Raw genomic sequence first — 24,027 nt, 5'->3', positions numbered from 1 at the left:
CTTCGCGTACCGCCCCTCCCCCTCCTCGCGTGCCGTCCACGCGCCGCGGTCGTCGCGGGCGCGGACCCGGGAGCCGCACGGGAAAAGGCGTCCTGAAGTAGGGATATCCCGAAGTACGGGGTCGCACAAGGGCTTTGGAAACGCGAACGCCCCGGCCGGGGAGGCCGGGGCGTTCGACGTACGGCGGATGATCAGTCGCGCTCGGAGCTGACCGTCGTCTTCTGCACCTGGAGCAGGAACTCCGCGTTGGACTTGGTCTCCCTCATCTTCTCCAGGAGAAGCTCGAGGGCCTGCTGCATGTCCAGGGCGTGCAGCACGCGGCGGAGCTTCCAGGTGATCTGGAGCTCGTCCTTGCCCATCAGGATCTCTTCCTTACGGGTGCCGGACGCGTCGACGTCCACCGCGGGGAAGATCCGCTTGTCGGCGAGCTGCCGGTTGAGCTTGAGCTCCAGGTTGCCCGTGCCCTTGAACTCCTCGAAGATGACCTCGTCCATCTTGGAGCCGGTCTCGACCAGCGCGGTGGCGAGGATCGTCAGCGAGCCGCCGTTCTCGATGTTGCGGGCGGCGCCGAAGAAACGCTTCGGCGGGTAGAGCGCGGTGGAGTCGACACCACCGGACAGGATGCGGCCGGAGGCCGGGGCCGCCAGGTTGTAGGCGCGGCCCAGGCGGGTGATCGAGTCGAGCAGCACGACCACGTCGTGGCCGAGCTCCACCAGGCGCTTGGCGCGCTCGATGGCGAGCTCGGCGACCGTGGTGTGGTCCTCGGCAGGACGGTCGAAGGTCGAGTGGATGACCTCGCCCTTCACCGACCGCTGCATGTCGGTGACCTCTTCCGGACGCTCGTCCACCAGGACGACCATCAGGTGGCACTCGGGGTTGTTGCGGGTGATCGCGTTGGCGATCGACTGGAGCACCATCGTCTTGCCCGCCTTGGGCGGGGAGACGATGAGACCGCGCTGGCCCTTGCCGATCGGCGCCACCATGTCGATGATCCTGGTGGTCAGGATGTTCGGCTCGGTCTCCAGGCGCAGGCGCTCCTGCGGGTAGAGGGGGACGAGCTTGTTGAAGTCGGGCCGCTGCCGCGCCTGCTCCGGGTCCATGCCGTTGACCGTGTCGAGGCGGACGAGCGCGTTGAACTTCTCGCGGCGCTCACCGTCGCGGGGCTGGCGGACGGCGCCGGTGACGACGTCACCCTTGCGCAGGCCGTTGCGGCGGATCTGGGCCAGCGAGACGTAGACGTCGTTGGAGCCCGGCAGGTAACCGCTGGTCCTGACGAACGCGTAGTTGTCGAGGATGTCCAGGATTCCGGCGATCGGGATCAGGACGTCGTCGTCGCCCACCACGGGCTCGTTGCTGTCGAAGCGCTCGCGGCCACGGCGGTTACGCTCGCGGAACCGGCCGCGGCGGCCACGGCGGTCGTCGTCGTCGCCCACGCCGTGCTGGTCGTTGCGGTCCTGCGGGCCCCGGTTCTGCGGGCCCCTGTCGCCACGGTCGCCGCGCTCGCCCCTGTCGCCACGGTCACCGCGCTCGCCGCGCTCGCCGCGCTCGCCGCGCTCGTTGGACCGCTCGCCGCGGTCGTTGAGCCGCTCGCCGCGGTCGTTGAGCCGCTCCCCGCGGTTCTGGCCGGCGTCGGCGGCGCGCTGGTCGGCGCGGCCGTCGTTGCGGTTGTCGGGGCGGTTGTCGCCGCGCTCACGGCGATCGTTGCCCCGCTCGCCGCGCTCGCTGTTGCGGCCACGGCGCTCGCCGCGCTCGCGACGGCTCTCGCCGCGCTCGCCACGACCCTCGGCCGGGGCGGTGTCGGTGGTCTGCTGCTCCACGACGGGCTCGGGCGCGACGACGGCGGCCACGGGCTCGGGGGCGGGGGCGGGGGGTGCCTGCTCCACGACGGGCTCGGCGGCCACGACGGGGCGGGAACGTTCCCTGCGGGTGCGCGCCGGACGCTCGGCGACCGGCTCGGCCACGACGGCCGGGGCGGCCACGGCAGGAGTCTCCTTGACGGCGGCGGGAGCCTGGGCGCTCTCGGTGGAGACGCCCTGCTTCTCCTGGATGGCCGCGATCAGCTGGCTCTTGCGCATCCGCCCGGTCCCGCTGATGCCGAGGCCGGAAGCCATGGCCTGCAGCTCAGGCAGCACCATGGCGGAAAGGCCTGTGCCGGAGCGACGGCGCGGCTTGGCCGCGGGGCGGGTGGGGGTGTCGCCGGACGCCGGCGCCGTGCCGGTGACGTCGGAGAGGAGTTCGGTGGTGTCGCTCACTAATGGGTCCTTCCCAGGGGTCGGGCGTGGCCATGATCAGCCAATCGTCCCGGTGGTGCGATCGACCCGGTGGGACAGACCGGGTCGGGTTGCACGTCGCGATCCTCGGCGGCCCATGGAGAGCCGCCGCCACTGTCGGAGAAGGGCGGATCCAGGCCGTCACCATCGAGAATCGCCGACGGTGGGACTTGGAGGACACCCCCCCGGATTGCTACCGGCAACCAGATGTCGAGGTAGATCGAACGCGCATGTCCCCTAAAACGCCGCTTCTCGTTGCCCCAACCGAAATCTGGAGCATTCGGAGGCGACGGATTCGGGGAGGCCACTGCGGCGCTCATGTCTCACCAGGTGAGACATGATGCAGCGATGTGTGGCTGACAAGCACGCACCCAACGCGGGGCACCTGGTGCGGCTATCAGCCTAACATCACCAGCGCACACAGCTATTCCCTGAAGGTCGAAGAGTCGTCAGCGTGTCTCAAGAGAAACAACGCGGGCGCCCCTGGTTTCGACTTCCAGTGGCTGGATGTGCCAGTCATTACCCACTTCCGGTGCGATCAAATCCTGCGTATTCACCGTTGACAACGCAAGAATCGTGGGACCCGCTCCCGAGACGACCGCGGCCACCCCCGCCCCGCGCAGCCGCCGTACCAGGTCGGCGGTGTGCGGCATCGCGGGCGCGCGGTAGTCCTGGTGCAGGCGGTCCTCCGTGGCGGCCAGCAGCAGGTCGGGCTCTGGCCTGGCGGTCAGCGCCGCGACCAGCAGCGCGGCCCGGCCGGCGTTCGCGGCGGCGTCGGCGTGCGGGACCTCTTTGGGCAGCAATCCCCGGGCGGTCTCGGTGGACAGACGGTGCGCGGGGACGAGGACCACGGGCCTGACGGCCTCGTGCGGGAGCAGCCGCACCAGGTGCGGCACGCCCCCGGCGTCCGTCCACGCGACGGTGAGCCCGCCCGCCAGGCACGGCGCCACGTTGTCGGGATGGCCCTCGATCTCGGTGGCCAGCGCGAGGACGCCGTCGTCGGTCAGCTCGGACGGCTCGGGCGGGTGATCCCGGCCGGGACGGGCGTACGGGGTCGCGGCCAGCGCCCGGGCGGCGAGGATCCCGGCGCAGATCGCCGCGGAGGAGGACCCGAGGCCGCGGGCGTGCGGGATCCGGTTGAGACAGCGCAACCGGATGCCGCGCGGCTGCGGGAGACCCATCCTGTCGAAGGTCGCGCGCATCGTGGTGACGATGAGGTGCCCCTCGCCCAGGTCGAGCTCGCCGGCCCCCTCGCCCTCGACCGCGATGTCGATGCCGGGGGATTCGAGGATCTCGGCCTCGATCTCGTCGTGCAGGCCGAGGGCGAGGCCCAGCGTGTCGAATCCGGGACCGAGGTTGGCCGACGTCGCGGGGACCCGGACGGTCGCCTTCGCCGTGCCGCCGGTCATCGGGGTCCTGGGGAGGTGGGGGGCACGTCGCTTCTCCTGAGGTCCACTAGGCGAGTTCGAGGGCGGTGGCCGCGGCGTGCGCGTCGATCGGGATCGTCACCGGGGTGGGCGCGCCCGAGATGGCCCAGTCGGGGTCCTTGAGGCCGTTTCCGGTCACCGTGCACACGACGCGCTGCCCGGGCTCGACCAGCCCCTGCGCGTGGGCCTGCAGGAGGCCCGCCACGCTGGCGGCGGAGGCGAGCTCGACGAACACGCCCTCCTCCTGGGCGAGCAGCTTGTACGCGGCGGCGATCTGGCGGTCGGTGACGGCCTGGATGACGCCGCCGGACTCGTCGCGGGCGGCCTCGGCGAGCTGCCACGAGGCCGGGTTGCCGATGCGGATCGCGGTGGCGATCGTGTGCGGGTGGGTCACCGGCGCGCCGCCGACGATCGGCGCGGCGCCGCTGGCCTGGAAACCGAACATGCGCGGCGTCCTCGTCGCGACGCCGTCCCGGGCGTACTCGGTGTAGCCCATCCAGTACGCCGAGATGTTGCCCGCGTTGCCGACCGGGATGCAGTGGATGTCGGGGGCGTCCCCGAGCGTGTCGACGATCTCGAAGGCGGCGGTCTTCTGCCCCTGGAGCCGGAACGGGTTCACCGAGTTGACCAGCGCGATCGGGTAGTTCTCCGACAGCTTCCTGGTCATCTCCAGGCAGTCGTCGAAGGACCCCTCGACCTGGAGCAGCCTGGCGCCGTGGACCAGCGCCTGGGCCAGCTTGCCCATCGCGATCTTGCCCCGGGGCACCAGCACGGCGCAGGTCAGGCCCGCGCGGACCGCGTAGGCGGCGGCGGAGGCGCTGGTGTTGCCGGTCGAGGCGCAGATGACGGCCTTCGCCCCGTCCTCGACGGCCTTGCTGATGGCCATGGTCATGCCACGGTCCTTGAAGCTTCCGGTCGGGTTGAGGCCCTCGACCTTCAGGTAGACCTCGCAGCCGGTCAGCGCCGACACCCGGTTCGCCGGGACGAGCGGGGTGCCGCCCTCCAGGAGCGTGACGACGGGCGTCGCCGTGGTCACCGGCAGTCGGTCACGGTACTCCTCGATGAGGCCACGCCACGCCCTGGTCATGATTGCTCCTCACCGCGCGCGGCCGGTCCGTGCGCGTGCTACCTGCGGTATTGGAAAACGAGTCTACGGGCAACACGTTCGGCTCTGGGATGCGTTGTCCACCAAATGGACAAGCCGGGCGTCCTGTCTCCAGGGAACTCTAAGGATCGGCCGGTATGGTCTGCGGGGCTTGACAGAGCTTGACAGACGGGGACCACGACAAGGGGTGTCACATCATGACGGGCGGCACGGCGGCGGACCTGCCACCGATCCGGCACAACGACTACTCGCCCCTGGACCCGCCCGCGCTCGGCGAGTGGGATCCGGAGCTCCCGGTGAGCGTGATCATTCCGGCCCACGGCGGGCAGCACAGGCTCGACCTCACCCTCGCCGCACTGGCCGCGCAGACCTACCCGGATCACCTCATGGAGGTGATCGTGGTCGACGACGGCAGCGAACCGCCGCTGCGGCTGCCGGAGATCGCCCCGGGCGGCACCAGGATCGTGACCACCGGCTCCTCCGGGTGGGGCATCGCCCACGCGGTGAACACCGGCGCCGCCCTCGCGGAGGGGCGGATCATCCAGCGTCTCGACGCCGACATGGTCGTCTGCCGCGAGCACATCGAGGCGCTGGCCCGATGGCACCACCTGGCCGGATACCTGGTCACGATCGGCGCGAAGAAGTTCGTCGAGGAGCCGGCGCTGACGGCCGCGCAGGTGCACGAGGGCGTGCGGGCGGGCTCGCTGGGCTCCCTCTTCGACCTGTCGGGCGCCCTGCCCAGCTCCACCGAGCAGACGATCTCCCGCACCGACGGCCTGCGGGCCAGCCGCAACCCCTACCACGTGTGCACGGGGCCGACGGTGTCGATGCGGCGCGAGATCTTCCACGCTGTGGGCGGGGTGGATCCCCGGGTGCTGCGGGGCGAGGACACCGAGTTCGCCTACCGGCTGGCCGCGCACGGCGTGGTCTTCGTCCCCGACATGGCCGCCCAGGCCGTCCATCTGGGGCTTCCCGCCCAGCGCCGCGACCCGCAGCGGGCGGTGCGCGTCGTCGCCCCCTACCTGGCCCACCGGGTGCCGCTCCGCCGTGACCTGCGCAAAGACCGGGGACGCCACTGGCTGGTTCCGTACGTGGAGGTGGTGCTCCACGCCGACGGGCCCGAGGAGCGGGTACGCGAGGCGGTGGGAGCGGCGCTCGACGGGTCGTTCGGCGACGTGATCGTCACCCTGGTCGCCCCGTGGTCGAAACTGTCCGGGGACCGCCGGCCGGTGCTGGACGACCCCCTGTTCGACCTGCGACTGCTGCGCGAGCACTTCGCCCACGACGAGCGGGTGCGGTTCGCCGACGAGGTCTCCGCCACCCCCGCCCCGATCCCGTTCCGCTACACGGGCCCGGTCTCGGTCCCGCTGGGACGCGACACGCTGGAACGGATGATCCGCGTGATGCAGGACGACCGCTCGGGCATGCTCGTCGTCGAGCTCGGCGGCGACGGCGAGGCGACGCTGGAGCGGACCGAGGCACTGGGCCGGGCGAGGCTGCTCGGCGCGGACGACGTCGCCGCGTCGATCGAGGCCACCCACGGCGTGCGGCGCGGCGACCGGCCGGAGTTCTGGCCGGCCGGGTCCACGCCCCCGGTCTCCGCCTCCGCCCCCGCCAAGGTTCCGGCTTCGCCCGGGGCCACGGCCAACGGGCGGGAGGCCGCGAGGCCCGTGGTGGAGCGGGCCCCCGGACAGGAGCACAGGCAAGAGCACAGGCAGGAACACAGGCAGGAACACAGGCAGGAGCAGCCGCGCCGGGAGGAGAAGCGCAGGGAGGGGAAGCGCCAGGAGGGACGCGACTCTCTCCTCGGCAGGCTCCGGACCGCCCTCAGGAACTGAGCGGCGGCCCGTGGCGGCCGAGTGCCCGGGGCGTCGAAGCCGGCCGCGCAGCCGAGGACGGCCGATGTCCGCCGATGCCGGCCGATGCCGGCCGATGCCGTCGGCGAGCCGGAGGCCGGGCACACGGCGCGGGAGGGCCGGGCACACGGCACGAGGGGGCCGGGCGCACGGCACGAGGGGGCTGGGCGCACGGCACGGAGGGCCGGGCGCACGACGGTGGGGAGGGCCGGGCGCACGGCTCAGGAAAGAGCCTGGCAGCGGGCACGAGAGGAACCGGGCGCACGGCGCGAGAGCCGGTCGTGACGCGATCTCGTCAACCCGATAAGGGCTTCTCCGAATGGCACGTGTGGTTATGATCTACACAATTCTGGAAATTTCATTACCTGGGAGCGGCACATGGCCGACCAGATACCCGAGGGTGTCCAGACGCATATCCCCAACGTCGCGCGCATGTACGACTACTACCTGGGAGGTAAGGACAACTTCCCTGCGGACCGGCAGGCCGCGGAGAAGGTCCTGGAGATAATCCCCGAAGCGCGGCACGGCGCCCTCGCCAACCGCGCTTTCTTGGGCCGTGCGGTCGGTTTCCTCGCCGAGTCGGGAATCGACCAGTTCCTCGACATCGGCGCCGGGCTGCCCACCCAGAACAACGTGCACCAGGTCGCCCCCGGAGCCCGGGTCGTCTACGTCGACAACGACCCGGCCGTCCTGGTCCACGGCAGGGCGCTCCTCGGCACGAACGACAACGTGACCATCGTCGAGGGGGACGTCCGCCGGCCCGGGGAGATCCTGGGGCATCCGGACGTGCGCGCGGCGATCGACTTCGACCGGCCGGTGGGGGTCCTCCTGCTGGCGATCATGCATTTCGTCCCGGACGAGGACGACCCCCTGGGCATCATCGCCACCCTGCGCCGGGCCATGGCGCCCGGCAGCCACCTCGTCCTGTCCCACGCCGCGGTCGACGCCCGCCCGGAGGCCTCGGACGGGGTGGCCAAGGTCTACGACCGGGCCTCCTCGTCCTTCGTCGGCCGTACGGGCAAGGAGATCGTCCGCCTGTTCGACGGCTTCGACGTGGTCGAGCCCGGCGTCGTCAACCTGCCCGAGTGGCGGCCGGAGCCCGGCACCGCAGTGCCGTACAGGAACATCGGCTCCTACTTCCTCGGGGGCGTCGGCGCCGTCAGCGACGGCGGGTGATGACCCGTTTCACGGAGGACAGCAGCCCGTACTGGACGACCTTCCTGGCGGCGGCCAGCTCCTTGCGCAGGGTGCCGACCTCGCGGCGCAGCTCGACCGTGCTCCTGCGCCAGCGGCCCGCCTCGTCGCGCCACTTGGCCACCTGTTCGCGGAGCCGCTCCGCCTCCTTGGTGAGACGGGCCACCTCCGCCGCCGCCTCGGCCCTGGCGCGGTAGGCGCCGCGACGGCCGGTGAGGACACCGGCCTCGGGCGCGAACCCGTAGGTCTCGCCGTCCACCCAGATCACGCCGAAGGTGTCGTCCACGGCGTCGTCGAGGTCCTCCCCCTCCTCCAGCACGATCGCGGCGCGCGCGAACGCGGCGGCACGTTCCAGCCGCGCCCTGACGACGGCCCTCCCCGTGCCCGCCGTCTCCGTGCCCGCCGTCCCCGTACCCGCCGGGCCGCCGGCGCCGCCGTCCCCACCGGCCGCGTCGTCGTCCTCCTCGGCCAGCAGCACCGAGACCAGGCCGTACCCCTCCTCCCTCGCCAGGTCGAGCAGGCGGGCCAGGGTGTCCTCGCCGGGCACCCATCCTGCGGGCAGCCGCAGACGGTACGGAACCGCCCAGGCGGGGCTCGCCGGCGCGGTGGAGCCGCCGGGCCGGTCGGGAGGGAGGGCCGGGGCGGCGGGGGCCGCGGAGACCTCCTGGGCGAAGCGGACCCTGGGCTCGTGGGCGTAGTGGCCGCGGATCAGCACCAGGTCCAGGTCGGGGTTCTTCAGGGGAGCGCGTCCCTCGGCGCCGACGCGGTCCCACGACCCCGTGAGGGTGACCGCGACGTCGGGCAGGGTTCCGGCGAGGACGGCGTCGACGGTGGCGCGGACCTCGTCGTAGGTGTAGCCCTTCCCCGGCCGCCCCGCGGGCTCGACGACCACCTCCACGTACGGCACCTTCCACTGCCGGGCCGGGTGGGAGCGGAGCCAGCGGTAGGACGGGATCCGGTCGGCCACGAAGGCGTGGCTGACCCGGTCGATCGGGGCCTTGTCGCGCATGCGCATCGTCGGGCCCAGGTGGAAGGCCCGCGACAGCGGCTCGGGCACGAAGACGGCGCCCGCCTGGGCGAGCCGGTAGCCCATCTCGGTGTCCTGGCCGAGGATCAGGTCGGTGTCCATCGGCCCCGCGACGGCGAGCAGCGCGGCGTTGACCGAGGTCGCGCCGCCGACGTGCAGGCTGAACGCGCGGTGCGGGTTGGCGGTGAGGCCGTCGGTGCGCTCGACCAGGTCGACCAGCCAGGCGTGCGGCTCGGCGGGCTCGAAGAGCTTGGCCAGGTCGTCGGCGGCGGCGACCACCTCGGGGGCCGGCAGCCCGGCCGGGGTGAAGCGCAGGTAGCCGGTCACCACGAGGTACGGGGCGGCGTGGTGCCAGCGCATGTGCGCCTCGACCGACCTGCGGTCCAGGACCACGTCGGAGTCGAGCCAGTGGATCACGTCGCCGGTGGCGGCCGCCAGCCCCGCGTTGCGGGCGTGGGCGCGGCCGGGGACCGGGCAGACGATCAGGCGGGTGTCCGCGGGACGCAGGGCGGGCAGGCGCAGCGGCGGACTGCTGCCGTTGTCGACCACGACGACCTCGGTCAGCGCGGCCGGGTAGGTCTGCGAGGCCAGCCCGGCGAGTGCCAGGTCGAGTTTCTCCTGGTCGCCGTACGCGGGAACGACGACGCTGACCCGGAGCGAGGGGGTCCAGGAGCCCAGGGCGGGCGGCGTGAGGCTCCGGTAGTCGTTACCGGCGATCCGTGCTGTCATGGCGCTTCCAGGATCGGGCTCGGGCGGAGACCGCGCCACCGGTTCGGCGCGGCGCGCGGGAGACGGGCCGGGGAGAGCCCCCAGGTGTGCTCGGTGCCGGCCGGGCGGTGAGAACCGTGGGCGTCGCGGACCCCGCGACCCCCGTGGACCCCGCGGGCGCGTGCCCCCGGCACCGGCCGCGGGAGGCTCGCCGGAATGGCGGGAGGGGGCGGGGGAAGGACGGTCGGCTGCGCGGGCACGAGCGAAGGATAGCGAGGTGGGAAGATCGCTTCTCACCGCACATCACACTTGACATGGAGGATCACCGACAGACACTCACAGCTGTCACACAGGTCACAGGAACCTTCGAATTTCCTATTTATCGCCGTATCTGCACTTGAGGAGCCGATAGCCTCATTTACCACCCACAAGGACAGGTAAAGACAGAGCGGCACGGAAGGTAAGCGCGGATGCCCACGCCCCGAAAACTGACGCTTCTGGCGGCGGCCCTCGGCCCGGTGTTCCTGATCGCGCTGACACTGCTCGCGAGCACCGGGATCATCTCGGTCACGGCGGCCATCGTGCTCGGCGCGATCGCGACGGTACTCGCCGTCCAGGTGCTGGCGGTCGCGACCGTACGCAGGGTCGACGGCAAGGCCCAGCGGATCGACGCCCGGGTCAAGCGCTACGAGGCGGAGCTGGCCACGGTCAAGACGGCCACCCAACGGCTGGACCGGCGGCTGGACGAGATCGTCGAGCTGCTCAAGGATCACGAGCGCAAGCGGGACGAGGACCTGCAGGCGATCCTGGTCTCCCTGGGAGAGGACCGCCTGGCCTCCGTACCCAGGCGCCAGGAGATCGAGGAGATCGTCCACGACCTGCTGCCGCGCCTGGCCGCGGAGGAGGCCGGGACCGAACGGGCCGCGGAGGAGAGAGCGGAGGGGAAGGCGTGACCGGAACCGGCTTCGCCACGTCCGGCGCCACCCCGTCCGCCCGCCCTTCCGCCGGCTCGCGCGACGACCGGGCCGGTTGCGACGACCGCGCCGGCCGAGACGAGCGGGCCGGCCGGGACGAGCGCGCCGACCGCGCCGACCGGGGTGAACGGGCCGATCGCGCCGGTCGCGCCGGCCGGGATGAGCGGGCCGGCCGGGCCGATGTCCCGCGCGCCAGGATCAGGCACAACGACTACGGGTCGCTGCTCCCGCCCGACCTGGGCGGATGGGAGCCGCGGCTCAGGGTGAGCGTGGTGATCCCGGCACATGACTGCCAGGAGGCCCTGGAGCGCACGCTCGCCGGGCTGGCCGCGCAGACCTACCCCGCGCACCTCATGGAGGTGGTCGTCGCCGACGACGGCAGTGACCCGCCGCTGCGCGTCCCCGAGATCACCCCGGCCAACACCAGGCTCGTCCGGGTGCCGGACGGCCGATGGGGACGCGGCTGGGCCCGCCAGACCGGCGCCGCCGCGGCGGCGGGCGACATCCTGCACTGGGTCGACTCCGACATGATCCTCGACAGGGAGCACGTCGAGGCGCACATGCGCTGGCACCATCTCGCCCCCTACGCCGTCGTGATGGGCGACGTCCGCTTCACCCCCTCCGCCCATTCCGCCCACGACGGAGCCGGTCCCTCCGCCAGGGAGGTCTTCTCCGCGGTGGAGGCCGGGGACGCGGAGAAGCTGTTCGACGAGTCCGCGCCGCACGAGTGGCGGGCCGGGGTGCTGGAGGAGACCCGGTGGCTGCGGGACGCGGGCGCCGGGGCCTACCGGCTCCACTCGGGTGCCACCACCTCGGTCCCCGTGGCGCTGCTGCGCTCGGTCGGCGGGGTGAACACCACGCTGAACATGGGTGAGGACACCGATCTCGGCTTCCGCCTCGCGCAGGCGGGCGCGGTCTTCGTCCCCGACCCGCGGGCCCGCGCCTGGCACCTCGGGCCGTCCACGGTCATGATCCGGGAGAAGGAGGTGCACCGGCACAACTGGTCGGTGCTGCCCGACCTCATCCCCGACCTGCGCTGGCTGCGCACCCACCCGCGCAGAGCCTGGCTGGTGCCGTACGTGCACGTCGTCGTCGACGCCCGCGGCGCCTCCTACGAGGACGTACGGGCGAGCGTGGACTCCGCGCTCGCGGGCACACTCGTCGACGTCGCCGTCACCGTGGTCGGGCCCTGGTCGGACCTTCCCGCCGGACGCCGCCCCTCCCTCGACGAGCCGCTGCTCGACCTGCGCCTGGTGCGCAACCTGTACGTCCACGAGCCACGCGTCTCCTTCACCGAGGAGGTGCCCGCGGGCTCGGCTCCCGCGCCGTTCAGGCTCACCTTCCCCGCCGGGTGGGCGCTCGGCGCCGACAGCCTGGCCGAGCTGGTCAAACTCGCCGAGCGCGAGGAGTACGGGCTGCTGAGCGCGGCGCTCGACGAGGGGGCCTCCGGGGTCAGGGCGGCCAGGTTCGAGCGCACCGCCGCCTTCGCCAGGGCGGCGCTGGTGAACGACGGACCCGGTGGTGACCCCGGTGGCGGCCCCGGAGCCGACCTCGACGACGCCGTCCACGAGATGTTCGGCTCGCTCTGGGTGAGCGCCGCGGAGGTCGGCGTGACGACCGCCGACGAGGCGGAGCCCGTCGCCGGGGACACCGCGAAGTGGCGGGCCGACTCCGCGCGCTGGAAGCGCGAGGCGGAGGGCCTGAGGGACGAGGTGGAGAGCCTGCGCGCCGAGACGGAACGGCTGCGGGCGGAGGCCGCGCGCCTGGCGGCCGAGCGGCGGCGCGGCCCGCTGGGAAGGATCACCTCCCTGGCCAGGCGTCGGGGGAGGACCGGCTGATGTCCTTTCTGATCGAACTGGTCCGAGCCGCCCTGGAGCGGAGCGGCAAGCGACGCGTCCTCGTCTACTGCGCGGGCTTCGAGACGCTCGGCGAGCTGGAGCCGTACGGGGCGATGGACCTCGACGGCGACCTCGACGGCGTCCCGCGCGCCGAGGAGGGCGCCGCGGAGATCCTGGTGCTCGCCCGCACGGCGACCGACGTCCGCAGGGCCGCGAGCCTGCAGTCGCTGCTGCCCATGGCCCCCCGGGTCGTCGTCGCCGTGCGGGAGACGCCGCACTGGTACACCGCGCCGGTGATCTCCCCCACCCCCGCCCACCGCTGGCGCGCTCTCGTGGAACTCCGCGTCCACCAGCCGAAACAGCACGCCTGGGTGGTCGAGGCGAGCTTCTCCAAGCCGGTACCGGCGGGACGGACGCTCGCCGCGACCGCCAGGGCGTTCGGCGGGCACCGGATGGACGCCGTCGCCGGGCCCGTCGCCGGTCTGGCGGGGCCCGGAGCGGCCCACTGGCGCCCCGGCGACCCGAACGCGGCCCCGGCCCCCCTGACCGGGCCCGTCCCCGACAGGTTCGGCGCCCGGGGCGCCGACCTGACCGTGCGGACGGTCGGCGAGGAGCCGCCGCCGTGGACCGGCGCGGAGACCTCGATCGACCGCCCGGTCGCCGGGCTGATGACCTGGGAGAGGCTCGGCCGTCCCGGTGGCGGCAGGATCCTGGAGAACGGCCTGGGCGACCTGTCCGAGCCCTGGACCATCCCTCCCGTCGACGACCGTTCCGTCAACCCCATGAACTTCGTCACCGTGCCGTCCCTCGGCACGGCCGACCTGTCCTCCGAGTCCGGCCGCTGGACGATCACCTGCGAGGGCAGGACGCTCACCTCCTTCGACGCCTCCGGCCGCGTCACGGACGTGGACGTCAACCGGATCAGGCAGGTCAGAGGGGTGCGGGTGGACTGGCAGCGCAGCCACACCGGCCCCGCGGCCGCGCTGCGGGTGGTCACGGGGCTGGCGGCGGCCGGGGTGCCCCTGGTCTCCGAGGCCGTGCCGCGCTGGGCGGGCGCCCTCGGCCCCGAGCTGGCCAGGCTGATCACCTCGGTCGACGTGCCCGCGCTCAAGGACGACCTGGAACGCGAGGAGCACAGCATCCGGCTGCGCCGCGAGGCGCTGCGCCTCCACGGGGTCCGCGCCCGCTGGGAGCAGCTGGGCGCCCCCGCGGCGCCCGTGCCGACGGTCTCGGTGCTGCTCGTCACCCGCCGCCCGGACATGGTGGGCTTCGCGCTGGAGCAGCTGGCCAGGCAGCGCGGCGCCGAGTTCGAGGTGATCCTCGCGCTGCACGGCGTCCCCGCGACGCATCCGGGCGTGGCCGGGGCACTGGCGTCCTTCGAGCGGCCGGTCACCGTGGTCGAGGCCGACGGGCGGACCGTGTTCGGGACCGTGCTGAACCAGGCCGCGGCCAGGGCGTCGGGGTCGTTCCTGCTGAAGATGGACGACGACGACTGGTACGGGCCCGACTTCGTCTCCGATCTGCTGCTGGCCCACTCCTACTCGGGTGCCCAGGTCGTGGGCATGGTCCCCGAGTTCGTCTATCTCGCCTCGATCGGGGTGACCGTCCACCGCGAGCAGATCACCGAGCAGATCACCAACTTCATCGCCGGGGGAACCATCTTCTCCGAACGCTCCGCCTTCGAGGCCGTGGGCGGCTTCCGTCCGATGCCCGGCACGATCGACGCCCAGTTCCAGCACGCCGTGCAGGCCGCGGGCGGGCAGATCTACCGCACCCAGGGCCTGGGCTACATCCTGCGGCGCGGAAACGTCGCCAACCACACCTGGCGCGAGCCGATCGGCACGTTCCTGCGGCGCAACAAGCGCCAGTGGCGCGGTTTCCGGCCCAGCGCGCTCATGGAACTCCCCCGGGAGGCACCGTGAGCACGTCGCGGATCCCCCCTGACGCGCCGTACGTCCCCGACGCGCCGTACGCGACGCCGGTCCCGGCCGGAGGCGACGCGAACGTCCCACGAATCCCGGGCGGAGGCGACGTGGCCGTCCCGCGGATCCCGGGCAACGACTACGGGGTGCTGGCCGCGCCCGCCCTCGGCACGTGGGAGCCGCGCCTGACGGTGAGCGTGGTGATCCCCGCCAAGGGGCGGCAGGACAGGCTCGACCTCACGCTGGCCGCGCTCGCCGCCCAGACCTACCCCTCTCACCTCCTCGAGGTGATCGTCGTGGACGACGGCAGCTCGCCCCCGCTGCGGCTCCCCGAGATCGCCCCGGAACGCACCCGGATCGTCGGCGACGCCTCCGGCCGCCGGGGCATCGCCCGGGCGATGGAGACCGGCACGGCCGTCGCGGACGGCCAGGTGATCCACCGGATGGACGCCGACATCGTCTCCTACCGGGAGCACGTCGAGGCGCACATGCGCTGGCACCACCTGGCCGGCTACCTGGTGGTGATGGGGACGCTGCGCTTCACCGCGATGGCCGGCATCCCGCCCTCCCCCGCCGAGGTCCAGATCGCCGTCGCCAAGGACAGGGCGGCTCTCCTCTTCGAGGAGGATCCCGAGCACGGGCACGACTGGATCGGCGAGCTCGTCGCCGCCCACCGCGACTTCCGCGACGCGCCCAGCTCCCTGCTGCACCGCGTCCATGTGGGCGCGACGGTCTCGCTGCCGGCCGCCCTGCTGAGGGAGACGGGAGGGCTGGACACCTCCCTGGCCCTCGGCGAGGACACCGAGCTCGGCTACCGGCTCACCCAGACGGGCGCGGTGTTCGTCCCCGACGCCGAGGCGCTGAGCTGGCACCTGGGCACGACGACGGCCATGCGCAGGCCCGCGGACGTCAGGCGGCACAACGACCCGTTCATCGCCGACCGGATCCCGTACCGGCGCCACCTGCGCACCGACGCCGGCCGGCAGTGGCTGGTCCCCTACGTCGACGTCGTGGTGGACGCCGGGGGCGCCTCCTTCGAGGACGTCAGGGCGAGCGTCGACGGGGCGCTGGCCAGCACCCTGCCCGACGTGCGCGTCACCCTGACCGGGCCGTGGACGTCACTGGCCGGCGAGCGTCCGGCACCGCTGGACGACCCGCTGCTCGACCTGCGGCTGCTGCGCGGCCAGTACGCCCACGACGGTCGCGTCTCCTTCGCCGAACGGGTCCCCCCGACCTCGGCGCCCGCGCCGTTCCGCCTGGTCTGCCCGGCCGGGTGGGTACCGGGGGCGGACTCGCTGGCCAGGCTGATCGAGCAGGCGGAGAAGGACGACGAGGGCCTGCTGCTCGTGGCGCTGGACGAGGACGAGTCGGGAGTGCTGGCCGCCCGCCTGGAGCGGACCTCCGCCGTCGCGAGGGCGACGCGCGTGCTCCGCGAGGGCGAGCGGCTCGACGACGTGATCGCCGACCTGCACGGGGCGACCTGGCTGGACGCGGAGTCGTGGAAACTGCGGCCCGCGGCCCGCGCCTACCCCTCCTGGGCCGCGAACCGCAACCGGGAGGCCGCGCACTGGAAGGCCGCGGCCGAGTCGCGCGCGAGGGAGGCCGAGCGGGCCCAGCGGCAGGTCGCCGCCCTCAAGGCCGAGCTGAAGGAGCTGCGAGCCAAGGCCGCCAAGGGCAGCCGCGACACCGTCAGGTGGAAGGAGAAGGCCGAGCAGCGCCGCCTGGAGGCCGTCGCCCTGCGCCAGGCCCAGCAGCGCTCCCTGCTCGCCCGCGCCGCCCGCCGCCTCCGCAGGCTCACCGAGGGCTCCTGACGCCCTGCCGCCACGCCCTGCCGCCACGCCCTGCCGCCACGCCCTGCCGCCACGCCCTGCCGCCACGCCCTGCCGCCACGCCCTGCCGCCACGCCCTGCCGCCGAGGACGCCCCGGACACCGGGCGTCCTCGGCGGCCCGGTCACTCCTGCCTGGGCGGGGGGCGGTATCGGGCGCCGACGGCGCTCTGCAGGGTCCGCACGACCGTGCCGTGGGACTTGCGGCTCGCCAGCCAGTCGAGGAACTGGCCCAGGAGCTTGGGAGTCGTCGAGTAGAGGCCGCAGTCGTCGCAGACGCGGTGGAACACCATCGGGACCAGCCCGCCACCGCCCTTCTCGGCGTTGAGGACCTGCTGCCTCATGTGCCGCAGCAGGGTGTCCTCGCGGATGGAGCCCGGCGTGCGGATGTCGTAGCGGTTCTTCGGGCGGAGAGTCTCACCGGCCGGACAGCCGGGGCACCCCCACTCCTTGAGCCCGCCGACCCCGCGGGCCGCGTCGTAACCGCACCGCCGCGCCACCGCCATGGCGTCGGAGTCGACCGCGCCGAACGGGTAGGCGAGGGTGGTGGGCCGGTACCCCCACGCCACCAGCGTCCTGCGGTCGTCGCAGATCTGGCCCTCCTGCTCGCTGCGGGTCAGCTCGGTGAGACGTACGTGGGTCAGCGTGTGACCGCCGATCTCGTGACCCTTCTTGGCGATCCCGGTGAGCTCGCGGCGGGTCAGTTTCTGCTCACCGCCGACGGTCTCGGTGTTGACGTAGAACGTTCCACGCATGCCGCGTTTCTCCAGCATGCGGGCCACGGCGGGGTGGGAGGAGTCGCCGTCGTCGAAGGTGAGCGCGACGACCGTCTTGACCTTCTTCTTCGCGGGTCGCTCGGCCGCCGCGTGGGCGGCCGGGCCCAGCGCCGCCACGACGGTCAGCACCGTGGCGAACGCCACCGCCCGAAGAAAGACCCTCACGGTGAACTCCCTTTCGCGGAACGGCAAATAGGGCATGAAAGCAGCCTATAAGCCGATAGAGGCCACCAAATAATCCGTTATCAGATGCCCAGGAAGCCGATGCCAAAACGGCATGACCGCGACGGCCGGGACCACGCCCCTGACAGCGCCGAAGACGGCGGGACAGCCCGCGCCGCCCCGGCGCGAAACGGGCGGACCGAGCCGATCGAGCGGGCCGAACGGACCGAGCGAATCGAGCAGGCGGGCCGACCAGGCCGGCAATCGCGGACCGGCCTGACCTGGCACCACCGGTGATGTCCTCGGCGGGACGCCACCAGGGCCCCCGGCGGGACGCCGCCGAGGGGCACCCTCGGCCGGGCACCCCCGGGTGCCCTCGGCGAGGAATCCTAGGGGGTGTCCTCGCCCTCGACGCGCATGACGCTCACCACGTCGCGGACGATGTCCAGCTCGCGCAGGCCCTCGATCGTGGCGGAGAGCGCGGCGTCGCTGGCCCGGTGGGTGACCAGCACCAGCTGGGCGTCCGCGCCGTGCCCCTCCTGGCGGACGGTCTGGATGGAGACGTCCTGCTTGGCGAACATGTCGGCGACCCTGGCGAGCACGCCGGGCTTGTCGGCGACGTCCAGGGAGACGTGGTAGCGGGTGACGGTCTCGCCCATCGGGTGCACGACCAGGTCGGCGTACGTGGACTCCTCCGGCCCCCGGGTGCCGGCCAGCACGTTGCGCGCCACGGCCACGATGTCGCCCAGCACGGCGCTCGCGGTCGGGGCGCCGCCCGCGCCCGCGCCGTAGAACATGAGCTGCCCGGCGGAGCGCGCCTCGACGAACACCGCGTTGTAGGCCTCGCGGACCCCGGCCAGCGGGTGCGTCCTGGGGATCATGGCCGGGTGCACCCGTACGCCGAAGGACCTGCCGTCGTCGGAACGGGCGCAGATCGCGAGCAGCTTGATGACGTATCCCATGGCCTTGGCGCTGGCCACGTCCGTCGCGGTGATCTCGGTGATGCCCTCGCGGTGCACGTCGGCGGCCGTCACCCGGCTGTGGAAGGCGATCCCGGCGAGGATCGCGGCCTTGGCCGCGGCGTCGAAGCCCTCCACGTCGGCGGTGGGGTCGGCCTCGGCGTAGCCCAGCGCCTGCGCCTCCCCTAGCGCGTCGGAGAACGAGGCCCCGCTGGAGTCCATCTGGTCGAGGATGTAGTTGGTGGTGCCGTTGACGATGCCGAGCACCCGGTGCACGTGATCTCCGGCGAGCGACTCGCGCAGCGGCCTGATCAGCGGGATGGCGCCCGCGACGGCCGCCTCGAAGTAGAGGTCGGCGTCGCCGGCCCGCGCCGCGGCGTGGACGGTCGCGCCGTCCTCGGCGAGCAGCGCCTTGTTGGCCGTGACGACCGACTTGCCGTTGTTCAGCGCGGCCAGGATGAGCGACCTGGCGGGTTCGATGCCGCCGATCACCTCGACGACGATGTCGATGTCGTCCCGGGTGACCAGGGCCTCGGCGTCCGTGGTGAGCAGGGCGGGGTCCACGTCGGCGTCCCGCCTGCGGCCCAGGCGCCGCACGGCGACCCCGGCGAGCTCCAGCGGCGCCCCGATACGGGCGGCGAGGTCGTCGGCCTGCTCGTGCATGAGCCTGACCACCTGGGAGCCGACGACGCCGCATCCCAGCAGTGCCACTTTCAGTGCCATGCGGTCACGCCCCCTTTTCGCTCACACCATGGGCGGGCATCCCCCGCCGCTCCGGGTCGTTTCACAGCTGTCCTCTCAGGAGGTCGTCCTCGGTCTCCCTGCGGACGATCACGCGGGACACCCCGTCCTTGACCGCGACCACGGCGGGCTTGGGGAGGTAGTTGTAGTTGTTGGCGAGCGAGCGGCAGTAGGCGCCGGTGCCCGCGACGGCGATCAGGTCGCCGGTGGCCAGGTCGGCGGGGAACCACAGGTCGCGCACGACCATGTCGCCGCTCTCGCAGTGCTTGCCGACCAGGCGGGAGAGCATCGGCCTCGCGGCGCTCTCGCGGGAGGCCAGGCGCGCGGTGTAGTCGGCCCCGTACAGGGCGGTGCGGATGTTGTCGCTCATGCCGCCGTCGACGCTGACGTAGGTGCGCAGGCCCTCGACGTCCTTGATCGTGCCGACCTCGTAGAGGGTCACCCCGGCCAGTCCGGCGATGGCCCTGCCCGGCTCGACGGTGAGCTTGGGCACCGGCAGGCCCGCGGACCTGGCCACCTTGCTGACGATCTCCCGCAGGTTGTCGGCGATCTCCTTGACGTCGGGCGCGGTGTCGCCCTCGACGTAGGGGATGCCGTAGCCGCCGCCGAGGTCCAGCTCGGGCAGCACGACGTCGTGCTCGTCCTTGATCTTGACCAGGAGGGTCGCCAGACGGGCCGCGGCCACCTCGAACCCGGCGGTGTCGGTGATCTGGGAGCCGATGTGGGAGTGCAGGCCGACGAGCTCCAGCTGGGGCAGGGCGAGGATCCGCCTGGCCGCCTCGGCCGCCGCGCCGCTGCTCAGCGAGAAGCCGAACTTCTGGTCGTCGTGGGCGGTCGCGATGAACTCGTGGGTGTGGGCCTCGACGCCCACGGTGACGCGGATCATCACCTTGGGGCGCCTGCCGTGCTTGTCGGCGAGGAAGCCCAGGCGGGCGATCTCCTCGAAGGAGTCGGCCACGATGTGCCCGACCCCGACCTCGACGGCCTTCTCCAGCTCGGCGAGCGACTTGTTGTTGCCGTGCATGGTGATCCGCTCGGGCGGGAACCCGACGCTGAGCGCGACGGCGAGCTCGCCGGCGCTGCAGACGTCGAGGCCGAGGCCCTCCTGCATGATCCAGCGGGCGACCTCGCGGCACAGGAACGCCTTGCCCGCGTAGTGGACCTCGCCCCCGGAGAACGCGCTCGCGTAGTCGCGGCAGCGGGAGCGGAAGTCTTCCTCGTCCACCACGTAGAGCGGGGTGCCGTGCTCCTCGACGAGGTCCCTGACATCCGCGCCGCCGATCGTGATCGAGCCGCCGGCGCGGCTCGACGTTCGCGGCCAGATGGTGGGGTCGAGCGTGTTCAGATCGGCAGGTGCGTGCGGAGGGCGCTCCTCGGGCAGCACTTCTGCATGCCGGTCACCGGCGGGGTGGGCGAATCGACTCACCCGATCGAGGCTATCGGACCCGGTGATCCCCCTGAGACGATTGCCCACCTATCGAGACGCGATCCACCTCGAACACGCGAACTTTTTACGTTATGTGCCACTTTGACGACATATTTTAACGTCGTACGGCGACACGATCTTCTGGAGAGGCCGGAGCGAGCCCGTTCCGGGGAGACCCGGGCGGTCCAGGAGGAGACCCGGGCGAGTTCAGGAGACCGACTCGGCGGGAGCCGCCCAGGTGTTGCAGGACCCCACGGTGCCGCCCTCCTGGCCGCGCCGCATCCACTCGGCGCTGCTGGCCCCCGAGCCGTGCGACTGCCGGTAGGCCGCCTCGACGCCCTCGTCGGCGCCGGAACCGCGCCCGGCGAGACGGCGCAGGCTCTCCAGCCGGCGCGGCGCGGCGGCGCGCAGCGTCACCGCGGCCAGGCAGTCCGCCTGCAGTTCGAGCCGCCGCGACCACGCCTCGTCGAAGGCCTCCGAACCTCTGCGGTCGGCGATCCCGCTGACCTCCTGGACGTGGTGGGCGTACTCGTGCGCGAGCGTGAACATCATCGGGAAGGCCCGCTCACCCTCGACCAGCACGTTGACGACGCGCGGCTCGGGACAGTAGATCCCGGCCCAGTCGTAGTCGTCGATCCCGCACGCGGCCTCCTCGGGGGCGTCGACCAGCCGCAGCTCCTCCGGAGGCTCGTAGTCGATGCCCGCCCGCGCCAGCGTGTCGGCCCACATCCGGTCCAGGCACCCGCCGAGGGCCTCCAGCGACGTCGTGAGGTCGGCGTCGAGGTCCCGGGGAAGCGTGCCGCAACGGCCGTCGACCGGCCGGGTCTCCTGGTAGAGGCGGTGCGTCGCCGCGGCCGAGCGGGACGAGCCCGGGGCGGTCCCGAGGAGTTCCCTGAGGTCTCCGCCGAGATAGGCGAGCCCGCCGAGGATGACGGCGAAGGCGAGCAGGGTCGGCAGCACCCGCCGGACCATCCCGGATCGGCGCGGCTCGCGCGCCTCCCAGTCCCGGGGCCCGGCCATTCACCTCTCCCCTGATCTTTTTAAGCTTCTTTGGGAGGGTCTATCACAATCTGTCGGGCGCCGTCTCGCCAAGTGCCGCCAGCGCCTCGGCCAGCACGTCCCGAACGGCCCGCGCCAGGCGCACCCGGGCGGCGTGCGGCTCCGACGGCTCCTCGTCCCCCGAGGGAAGCGCGGCGGCCCCCTCGAACGCGTCGTGGTAGGCCAGGGCCAGCTGCTCGGCGTAGGCGGCCCACCCGGGATCCCGGCTCACCCGCCTGCCGTGCACCTCGGCCAGCAGCCTGAGCACCGCCCGGTCCTCGCGGCCCTCCAGCAGCTCGGGCCTGAAGTCCCCGCCGACGCCGAGTTCCGCGGCCCAGCGCTGTACGGCGACCGCCCTCGCGTGCGCGTACCTGACGACGAACCCGGGGTTGGCCCACGTCCTGGGCAGGTCCTCCCACGGGGACCCGGCCACGTCCCCCGCCGCGCTCGTGGCCGGGGGAGGTACGGCGCCGATCTCCGTGACCAGCTCCCCGGGCACCGCCACCACGATCTCCAGGAAACCGCCGGGCCGCACCCGGACGGCCGCGATCCCCGGCAGCCCGCGGAGCCGGCCGGCCGTCTCCTCGGGGTCCTCGCCCCGGCGCAGCGCGGCCGGGGAGACGTAGAGCGCCTCCCCGGCCCACGTCCCCCTGGGGATCGGTGGCAGGCCGAGGACCTCGCCGAGCGCGCCGGGCGTCATCCCGGCAGCCTAACGACCCCCGGAATCCCGGCGGCCAGACGACCCTCGGACGACCCGACGCCCCCGGACGGCCCGCGCTCGGGCCGGGACGCGCGGACCGGCCGGGCCGTCCGCCGCCGCGGCGGCGGCGGCGGCGAAGAACGCGTACCCGGGGACACGCTCAGACCAGGGCGTGCGGATCGGCCGGGCCGTAGTCGACGAGCTGGGCCGAGCCGAGCAGCCAGCGGTCACGGTCGCGGAGGCAGACGTACCCGAAGCGGTCGGCGGAGAAGACCTTGATCCCGTCCGCGCGGCACTGGCGCATCAGCACCTCGGCCCAGTTGTCCGAGACGTCGGCGAAGCCGATGCCCCGCAGGACCGCGCGGCGGGCCAGCAGGGTGGCTCCCGCCACGTCGGGCAGGTAGGAGTACTCCGCCGAGGGCTGGCGCAGCACGGTCGCCGCGACGTCGCGCAGGTGGGCGTAGTAGGCCGCCTTGCCCACGATGTCGGCTCCTGCGAACAGGAAGGCCCGGCTGAGATCGGTCAGGTAGTGCTCGCCGTACCGGTCGCGGGCGTCCATCACCGCCACCAGGTCGCCCTGGCACAGGTCGAGGGCGCGGTTGAGCAGGCCGCCCGTGGTCAGCTCGGTGTCGGAGCGGCGCACCGCGACGTCCACCCCGTCGGGCATCGCCTCGCGGGCCCGGCCGACGGCGTCCGGGGCGTCCGAAAGCAGCACCAGCTGGACGACGCCCTTCTGCGGCGCGACCTGGGCCAGCGCGTAGTCGAGGTCGCCCCGGTCGATCATGATCACCGAGATGTTGAGGGTGGCCCTGCCGCTGGGCAGGCCGATCGCGTCCAGCAGGTCGTCGACCTTGTCGGTCATCGTGCCCGAGGCGTACGCCTGGCGGAGCGCCAGGTGGGCGCGGCGCGGGTCGGGCTCGGTGCCGATGGGGGTGCCGCAGGCGGCCAGCTCGGCCATCCGCCAGGGCTCCGTGCCCGGCGGGCAGTCGACCGCGACGGGCCAGCGGTAGGAGGTGAGCACGTCCGGGTACGACAGGTGCCCGGGAAGCAGCTCCTCCAGCGAGAGCACCCGCCCGAACCGGTCTCCGGCCAGCGGCAGCGGGTTGTGCACGCGCGGCTGGACGGCGAAGGGCAGGATCCCCAGCGACGGCGCCCGGCGTCCCTGCTCGGGCTCCTGGGCCGCCAGCGCGGCGCCCCACGGCCCCACGGACCTGGGCAGCGCGGTCACCACGTGCTCGAACAACCTGGCCGCGGCGACGAACTCGCCGGGCTCGCCCTCGGTGTGCCAGAAGACCGTGCGGATGCCCCGCTCCGCGCACCAGGCCAGCAGCGCCCGCAGTCCCTGGTCGGGACTGCGCAGCTCCGCGGCCCACGGCCCCTCGGTCACCGACTCGACCAGCAGCAGGTGCGGGACCTCCGCGGCCAGCACCCGGGCGAAGTCCCTCGGCGTGAAGCCGGTGGTCTGGCGCCACTCGTAGCGCAGCAGCGCCTCGCCGTGCGGCGCGGCGATCACGGCCGCGGTCAGGTGCGGGCGGGTGTTCGGGCCGGTCGGCACGCGGTACGGCTTGAGCTTCACCGACCTGCCGCCGACGGTCCTGACGGAGCTGGTGGCCTGGAAGGACGCCCCGGGGGCGGGCGCCTTCTCGCCTGCCTTGCGCGGCACCGGCTGGCGCTTGGGGGCGGTCGGGCGCTTGGCCGGCTTGGCCGCCCCGCGCAGGCCGCGCGCCAGCCGCACCGGGTTGCTCTTGCCCGTCTTGATCGCGTCACCCAGCCGCGACCAGCGGGCCACCTGCACCGAGGAGAGCTTCCACCTGGCCACCTCGGCCTGGTAGCGCTGCTCCGCCAGGTCCTTGCGGAGCTTCTCCTCGGCCGCGTTCGCGGCCTCCAGCCGCTCCTCGGTCTCGCTCAGGAGTTCCTTCACCCCGCGCAGTTCCTCGGCCGCACGCTCCGCATCGGCGATCTTTGCCTGTGCCGCGTCAAGCAGGCGGGCCAGCTCGGAGGCCCTCTCCGCGTGCGCCACCGCCTCCCGCAACGCCTGTCGTGTGCTTTCGAGTTGCTCGCCCGCCACGCCGTCCTC

At 73.0% G+C, this 24,027-nt stretch carries 16 protein-coding genes; 6 read left to right on the top strand and 10 right to left on the bottom strand.

Translation table 11 applies throughout. From position 1 onward, the window contains the following. Window positions 1-191: 191 nt before the first annotated feature. From rho to thrC, 3 genes are all read right to left on the bottom strand, one after another. The gene (gene rho / locus AB0F88_RS10020) at window positions 192-2,252 is read right to left on the bottom strand and encodes a transcription termination factor Rho (RefSeq protein ID WP_362679873.1); all 2,061 of its coding nucleotides are present in this window, start codon (window positions 2,250-2,252) and stop codon (window positions 192-194) included. A gap of 467 nt (window positions 2,253-2,719) precedes the next feature. After that, a complete protein-coding gene (gene thrB, locus AB0F88_RS10015) occupies window positions 2,720-3,679 on the bottom strand; it encodes a homoserine kinase (protein WP_362679870.1) in 960 nt (319 codons plus the stop codon). A gap of 46 nt (window positions 3,680-3,725) precedes the next feature. Beyond that, window positions 3,726-4,784, bottom strand: a complete 1,059-nt coding sequence (thrC, locus tag AB0F88_RS10010; protein ID WP_362679867.1) for a threonine synthase — start codon at window positions 4,782-4,784, stop codon at window positions 3,726-3,728. A 215-nt stretch (window positions 4,785-4,999) separates the two neighbouring features. Between thrC and AB0F88_RS10005 the strand changes: the two genes are divergently transcribed. Together AB0F88_RS10005 and AB0F88_RS10000 are read left to right on the top strand one after the other, a co-directional pair. Further along, window positions 5,000-6,640 (top strand): glycosyltransferase, encoded by a 1,641-nt coding sequence (locus AB0F88_RS10005; RefSeq protein WP_362679864.1) that lies wholly within the window; start codon window positions 5,000-5,002, stop codon window positions 6,638-6,640. A gap of 396 nt (window positions 6,641-7,036) precedes the next feature. Further along, on the top strand, window positions 7,037-7,834 hold the full coding sequence (locus AB0F88_RS10000; RefSeq protein ID WP_362679861.1) for an SAM-dependent methyltransferase: 798 nt from the start codon (window positions 7,037-7,039) through the stop codon (window positions 7,832-7,834). Here the strand turns inward: AB0F88_RS10000 and AB0F88_RS09995 are convergent. Beyond that, the gene (locus AB0F88_RS09995; protein WP_362679858.1) at window positions 7,818-9,608 is read right to left on the bottom strand and encodes a glycosyltransferase; all 1,791 of its coding nucleotides are present in this window, start codon (window positions 9,606-9,608) and stop codon (window positions 7,818-7,820) included. The two genes, AB0F88_RS10000 and AB0F88_RS09995, sit on opposite strands and share 17 nt — an antisense overlap. 449 nt (window positions 9,609-10,057) lie before the next feature. Between AB0F88_RS09995 and AB0F88_RS09990 the strand changes: the two genes are divergently transcribed. The 4 genes from AB0F88_RS09990 to AB0F88_RS09975 are packed head-to-tail and all read left to right on the top strand — an operon-like array spanning window position 10,058 to window position 16,132. Beyond that, the gene (locus AB0F88_RS09990; protein WP_362679855.1) at window positions 10,058-10,540 is read left to right on the top strand and encodes a hypothetical protein; all 483 of its coding nucleotides are present in this window, start codon (window positions 10,058-10,060) and stop codon (window positions 10,538-10,540) included. Further along, a complete protein-coding gene (locus tag AB0F88_RS09985; RefSeq protein WP_362679852.1) occupies window positions 10,537-12,399 on the top strand; it encodes a glycosyltransferase in 1,863 nt (620 codons plus the stop codon). The genes AB0F88_RS09990 and AB0F88_RS09985 overlap by 4 nt, the downstream gene beginning before the upstream one ends. Next, window positions 12,399-14,321, top strand: coding sequence for a glycosyltransferase (locus AB0F88_RS09980; RefSeq protein ID WP_362679849.1), 1,923 nt, complete (start codon window positions 12,399-12,401; stop codon window positions 14,319-14,321). The genes AB0F88_RS09985 and AB0F88_RS09980 overlap by 1 nt, the downstream gene beginning before the upstream one ends. Beyond that, on the top strand, window positions 14,318-16,132 hold the full coding sequence (locus AB0F88_RS09975) for a glycosyltransferase (RefSeq protein ID WP_362679846.1): 1,815 nt from the start codon (window positions 14,318-14,320) through the stop codon (window positions 16,130-16,132). Before AB0F88_RS09980 ends, AB0F88_RS09975 begins: the two co-directional genes overlap by 4 nt. A gap of 141 nt (window positions 16,133-16,273) precedes the next feature. Here AB0F88_RS09975 and AB0F88_RS09970 read toward each other — a convergent pair whose 3' ends face one another. The 6 genes from AB0F88_RS09970 to AB0F88_RS09945 form a co-directional block, all read right to left on the bottom strand. Beyond that, complete coding sequence (locus AB0F88_RS09970; RefSeq protein ID WP_362679843.1) at window positions 16,274-17,089, bottom strand: polysaccharide deacetylase family protein; 816 nt, start codon at window positions 17,087-17,089, stop codon at window positions 16,274-16,276. A 386-nt stretch (window positions 17,090-17,475) separates the two neighbouring features. Then, on the bottom strand, window positions 17,476-18,768 hold the full coding sequence (locus tag AB0F88_RS09965) for a homoserine dehydrogenase (RefSeq protein WP_362679840.1): 1,293 nt from the start codon (window positions 18,766-18,768) through the stop codon (window positions 17,476-17,478). Window positions 18,769-18,829: 61 nt separating this feature from the next. Further along, window positions 18,830-20,212 (bottom strand): diaminopimelate decarboxylase, encoded by a 1,383-nt coding sequence (lysA, locus tag AB0F88_RS09960; RefSeq protein WP_362679837.1) that lies wholly within the window; start codon window positions 20,210-20,212, stop codon window positions 18,830-18,832. A 207-nt stretch (window positions 20,213-20,419) separates the two neighbouring features. Continuing rightward, the gene (locus tag AB0F88_RS09955; protein ID WP_362679834.1) at window positions 20,420-21,232 is read right to left on the bottom strand and encodes a neutral zinc metallopeptidase; all 813 of its coding nucleotides are present in this window, start codon (window positions 21,230-21,232) and stop codon (window positions 20,420-20,422) included. A 43-nt stretch (window positions 21,233-21,275) separates the two neighbouring features. Beyond that, window positions 21,276-21,950 (bottom strand): DALR anticodon-binding domain-containing protein, encoded by a 675-nt coding sequence (locus AB0F88_RS09950; protein ID WP_362679831.1) that lies wholly within the window; start codon window positions 21,948-21,950, stop codon window positions 21,276-21,278. Window positions 21,951-22,110: 160 nt separating this feature from the next. After that, a complete protein-coding gene (locus AB0F88_RS09945; protein WP_362679828.1) occupies window positions 22,111-24,018 on the bottom strand; it encodes a hypothetical protein in 1,908 nt (635 codons plus the stop codon). Window positions 24,019-24,027 lie beyond the last annotated feature (9 nt).

It is taken from the genome of Streptosporangium sp. NPDC023963, assembly GCF_040639135.1.
GTDB lineage: Bacteria > Actinomycetota > Actinomycetes > Streptosporangiales > Streptosporangiaceae > Streptosporangium.
This window is presented reverse-complemented; position numbering and strand designations above follow the sequence as displayed.

Bases quoted from the DNA above. Each gene is read 5' to 3' on its own strand.
- AB0F88_RS09980 (WP_362679849.1), top strand. From the start codon at position 12,399: ATGTCCTTTCTGATCGAACTGGTCCGAGCCGCCCTGGAGCGGAGCGGC.
- thrB (WP_362679870.1), bottom strand. From the start codon at position 3,679: ATGACCGGCGGCACGGCGAAGGCGACCGTCCGGGTCCCCGCGACGTCG.
- AB0F88_RS10005 (WP_362679864.1), top strand. From the start codon at position 5,000: ATGACGGGCGGCACGGCGGCGGACCTGCCACCGATCCGGCACAACGAC.
- AB0F88_RS09990 (WP_362679855.1), top strand. From the start codon at position 10,058: ATGCCCACGCCCCGAAAACTGACGCTTCTGGCGGCGGCCCTCGGCCCG.
- AB0F88_RS09995 (WP_362679858.1), bottom strand. From the start codon at position 9,608: ATGACAGCACGGATCGCCGGTAACGACTACCGGAGCCTCACGCCGCCC.
- AB0F88_RS10000 (WP_362679861.1), top strand. From the start codon at position 7,037: ATGGCCGACCAGATACCCGAGGGTGTCCAGACGCATATCCCCAACGTC.
- thrC (WP_362679867.1), bottom strand. From the start codon at position 4,784: ATGACCAGGGCGTGGCGTGGCCTCATCGAGGAGTACCGTGACCGACTG.
- AB0F88_RS09955 (WP_362679834.1), bottom strand. From the start codon at position 21,232: ATGGCCGGGCCCCGGGACTGGGAGGCGCGCGAGCCGCGCCGATCCGGG.
- AB0F88_RS09965 (WP_362679840.1), bottom strand. From the start codon at position 18,768: ATGGCACTGAAAGTGGCACTGCTGGGATGCGGCGTCGTCGGCTCCCAG.
- AB0F88_RS09950 (WP_362679831.1), bottom strand. From the start codon at position 21,950: ATGACGCCCGGCGCGCTCGGCGAGGTCCTCGGCCTGCCACCGATCCCC.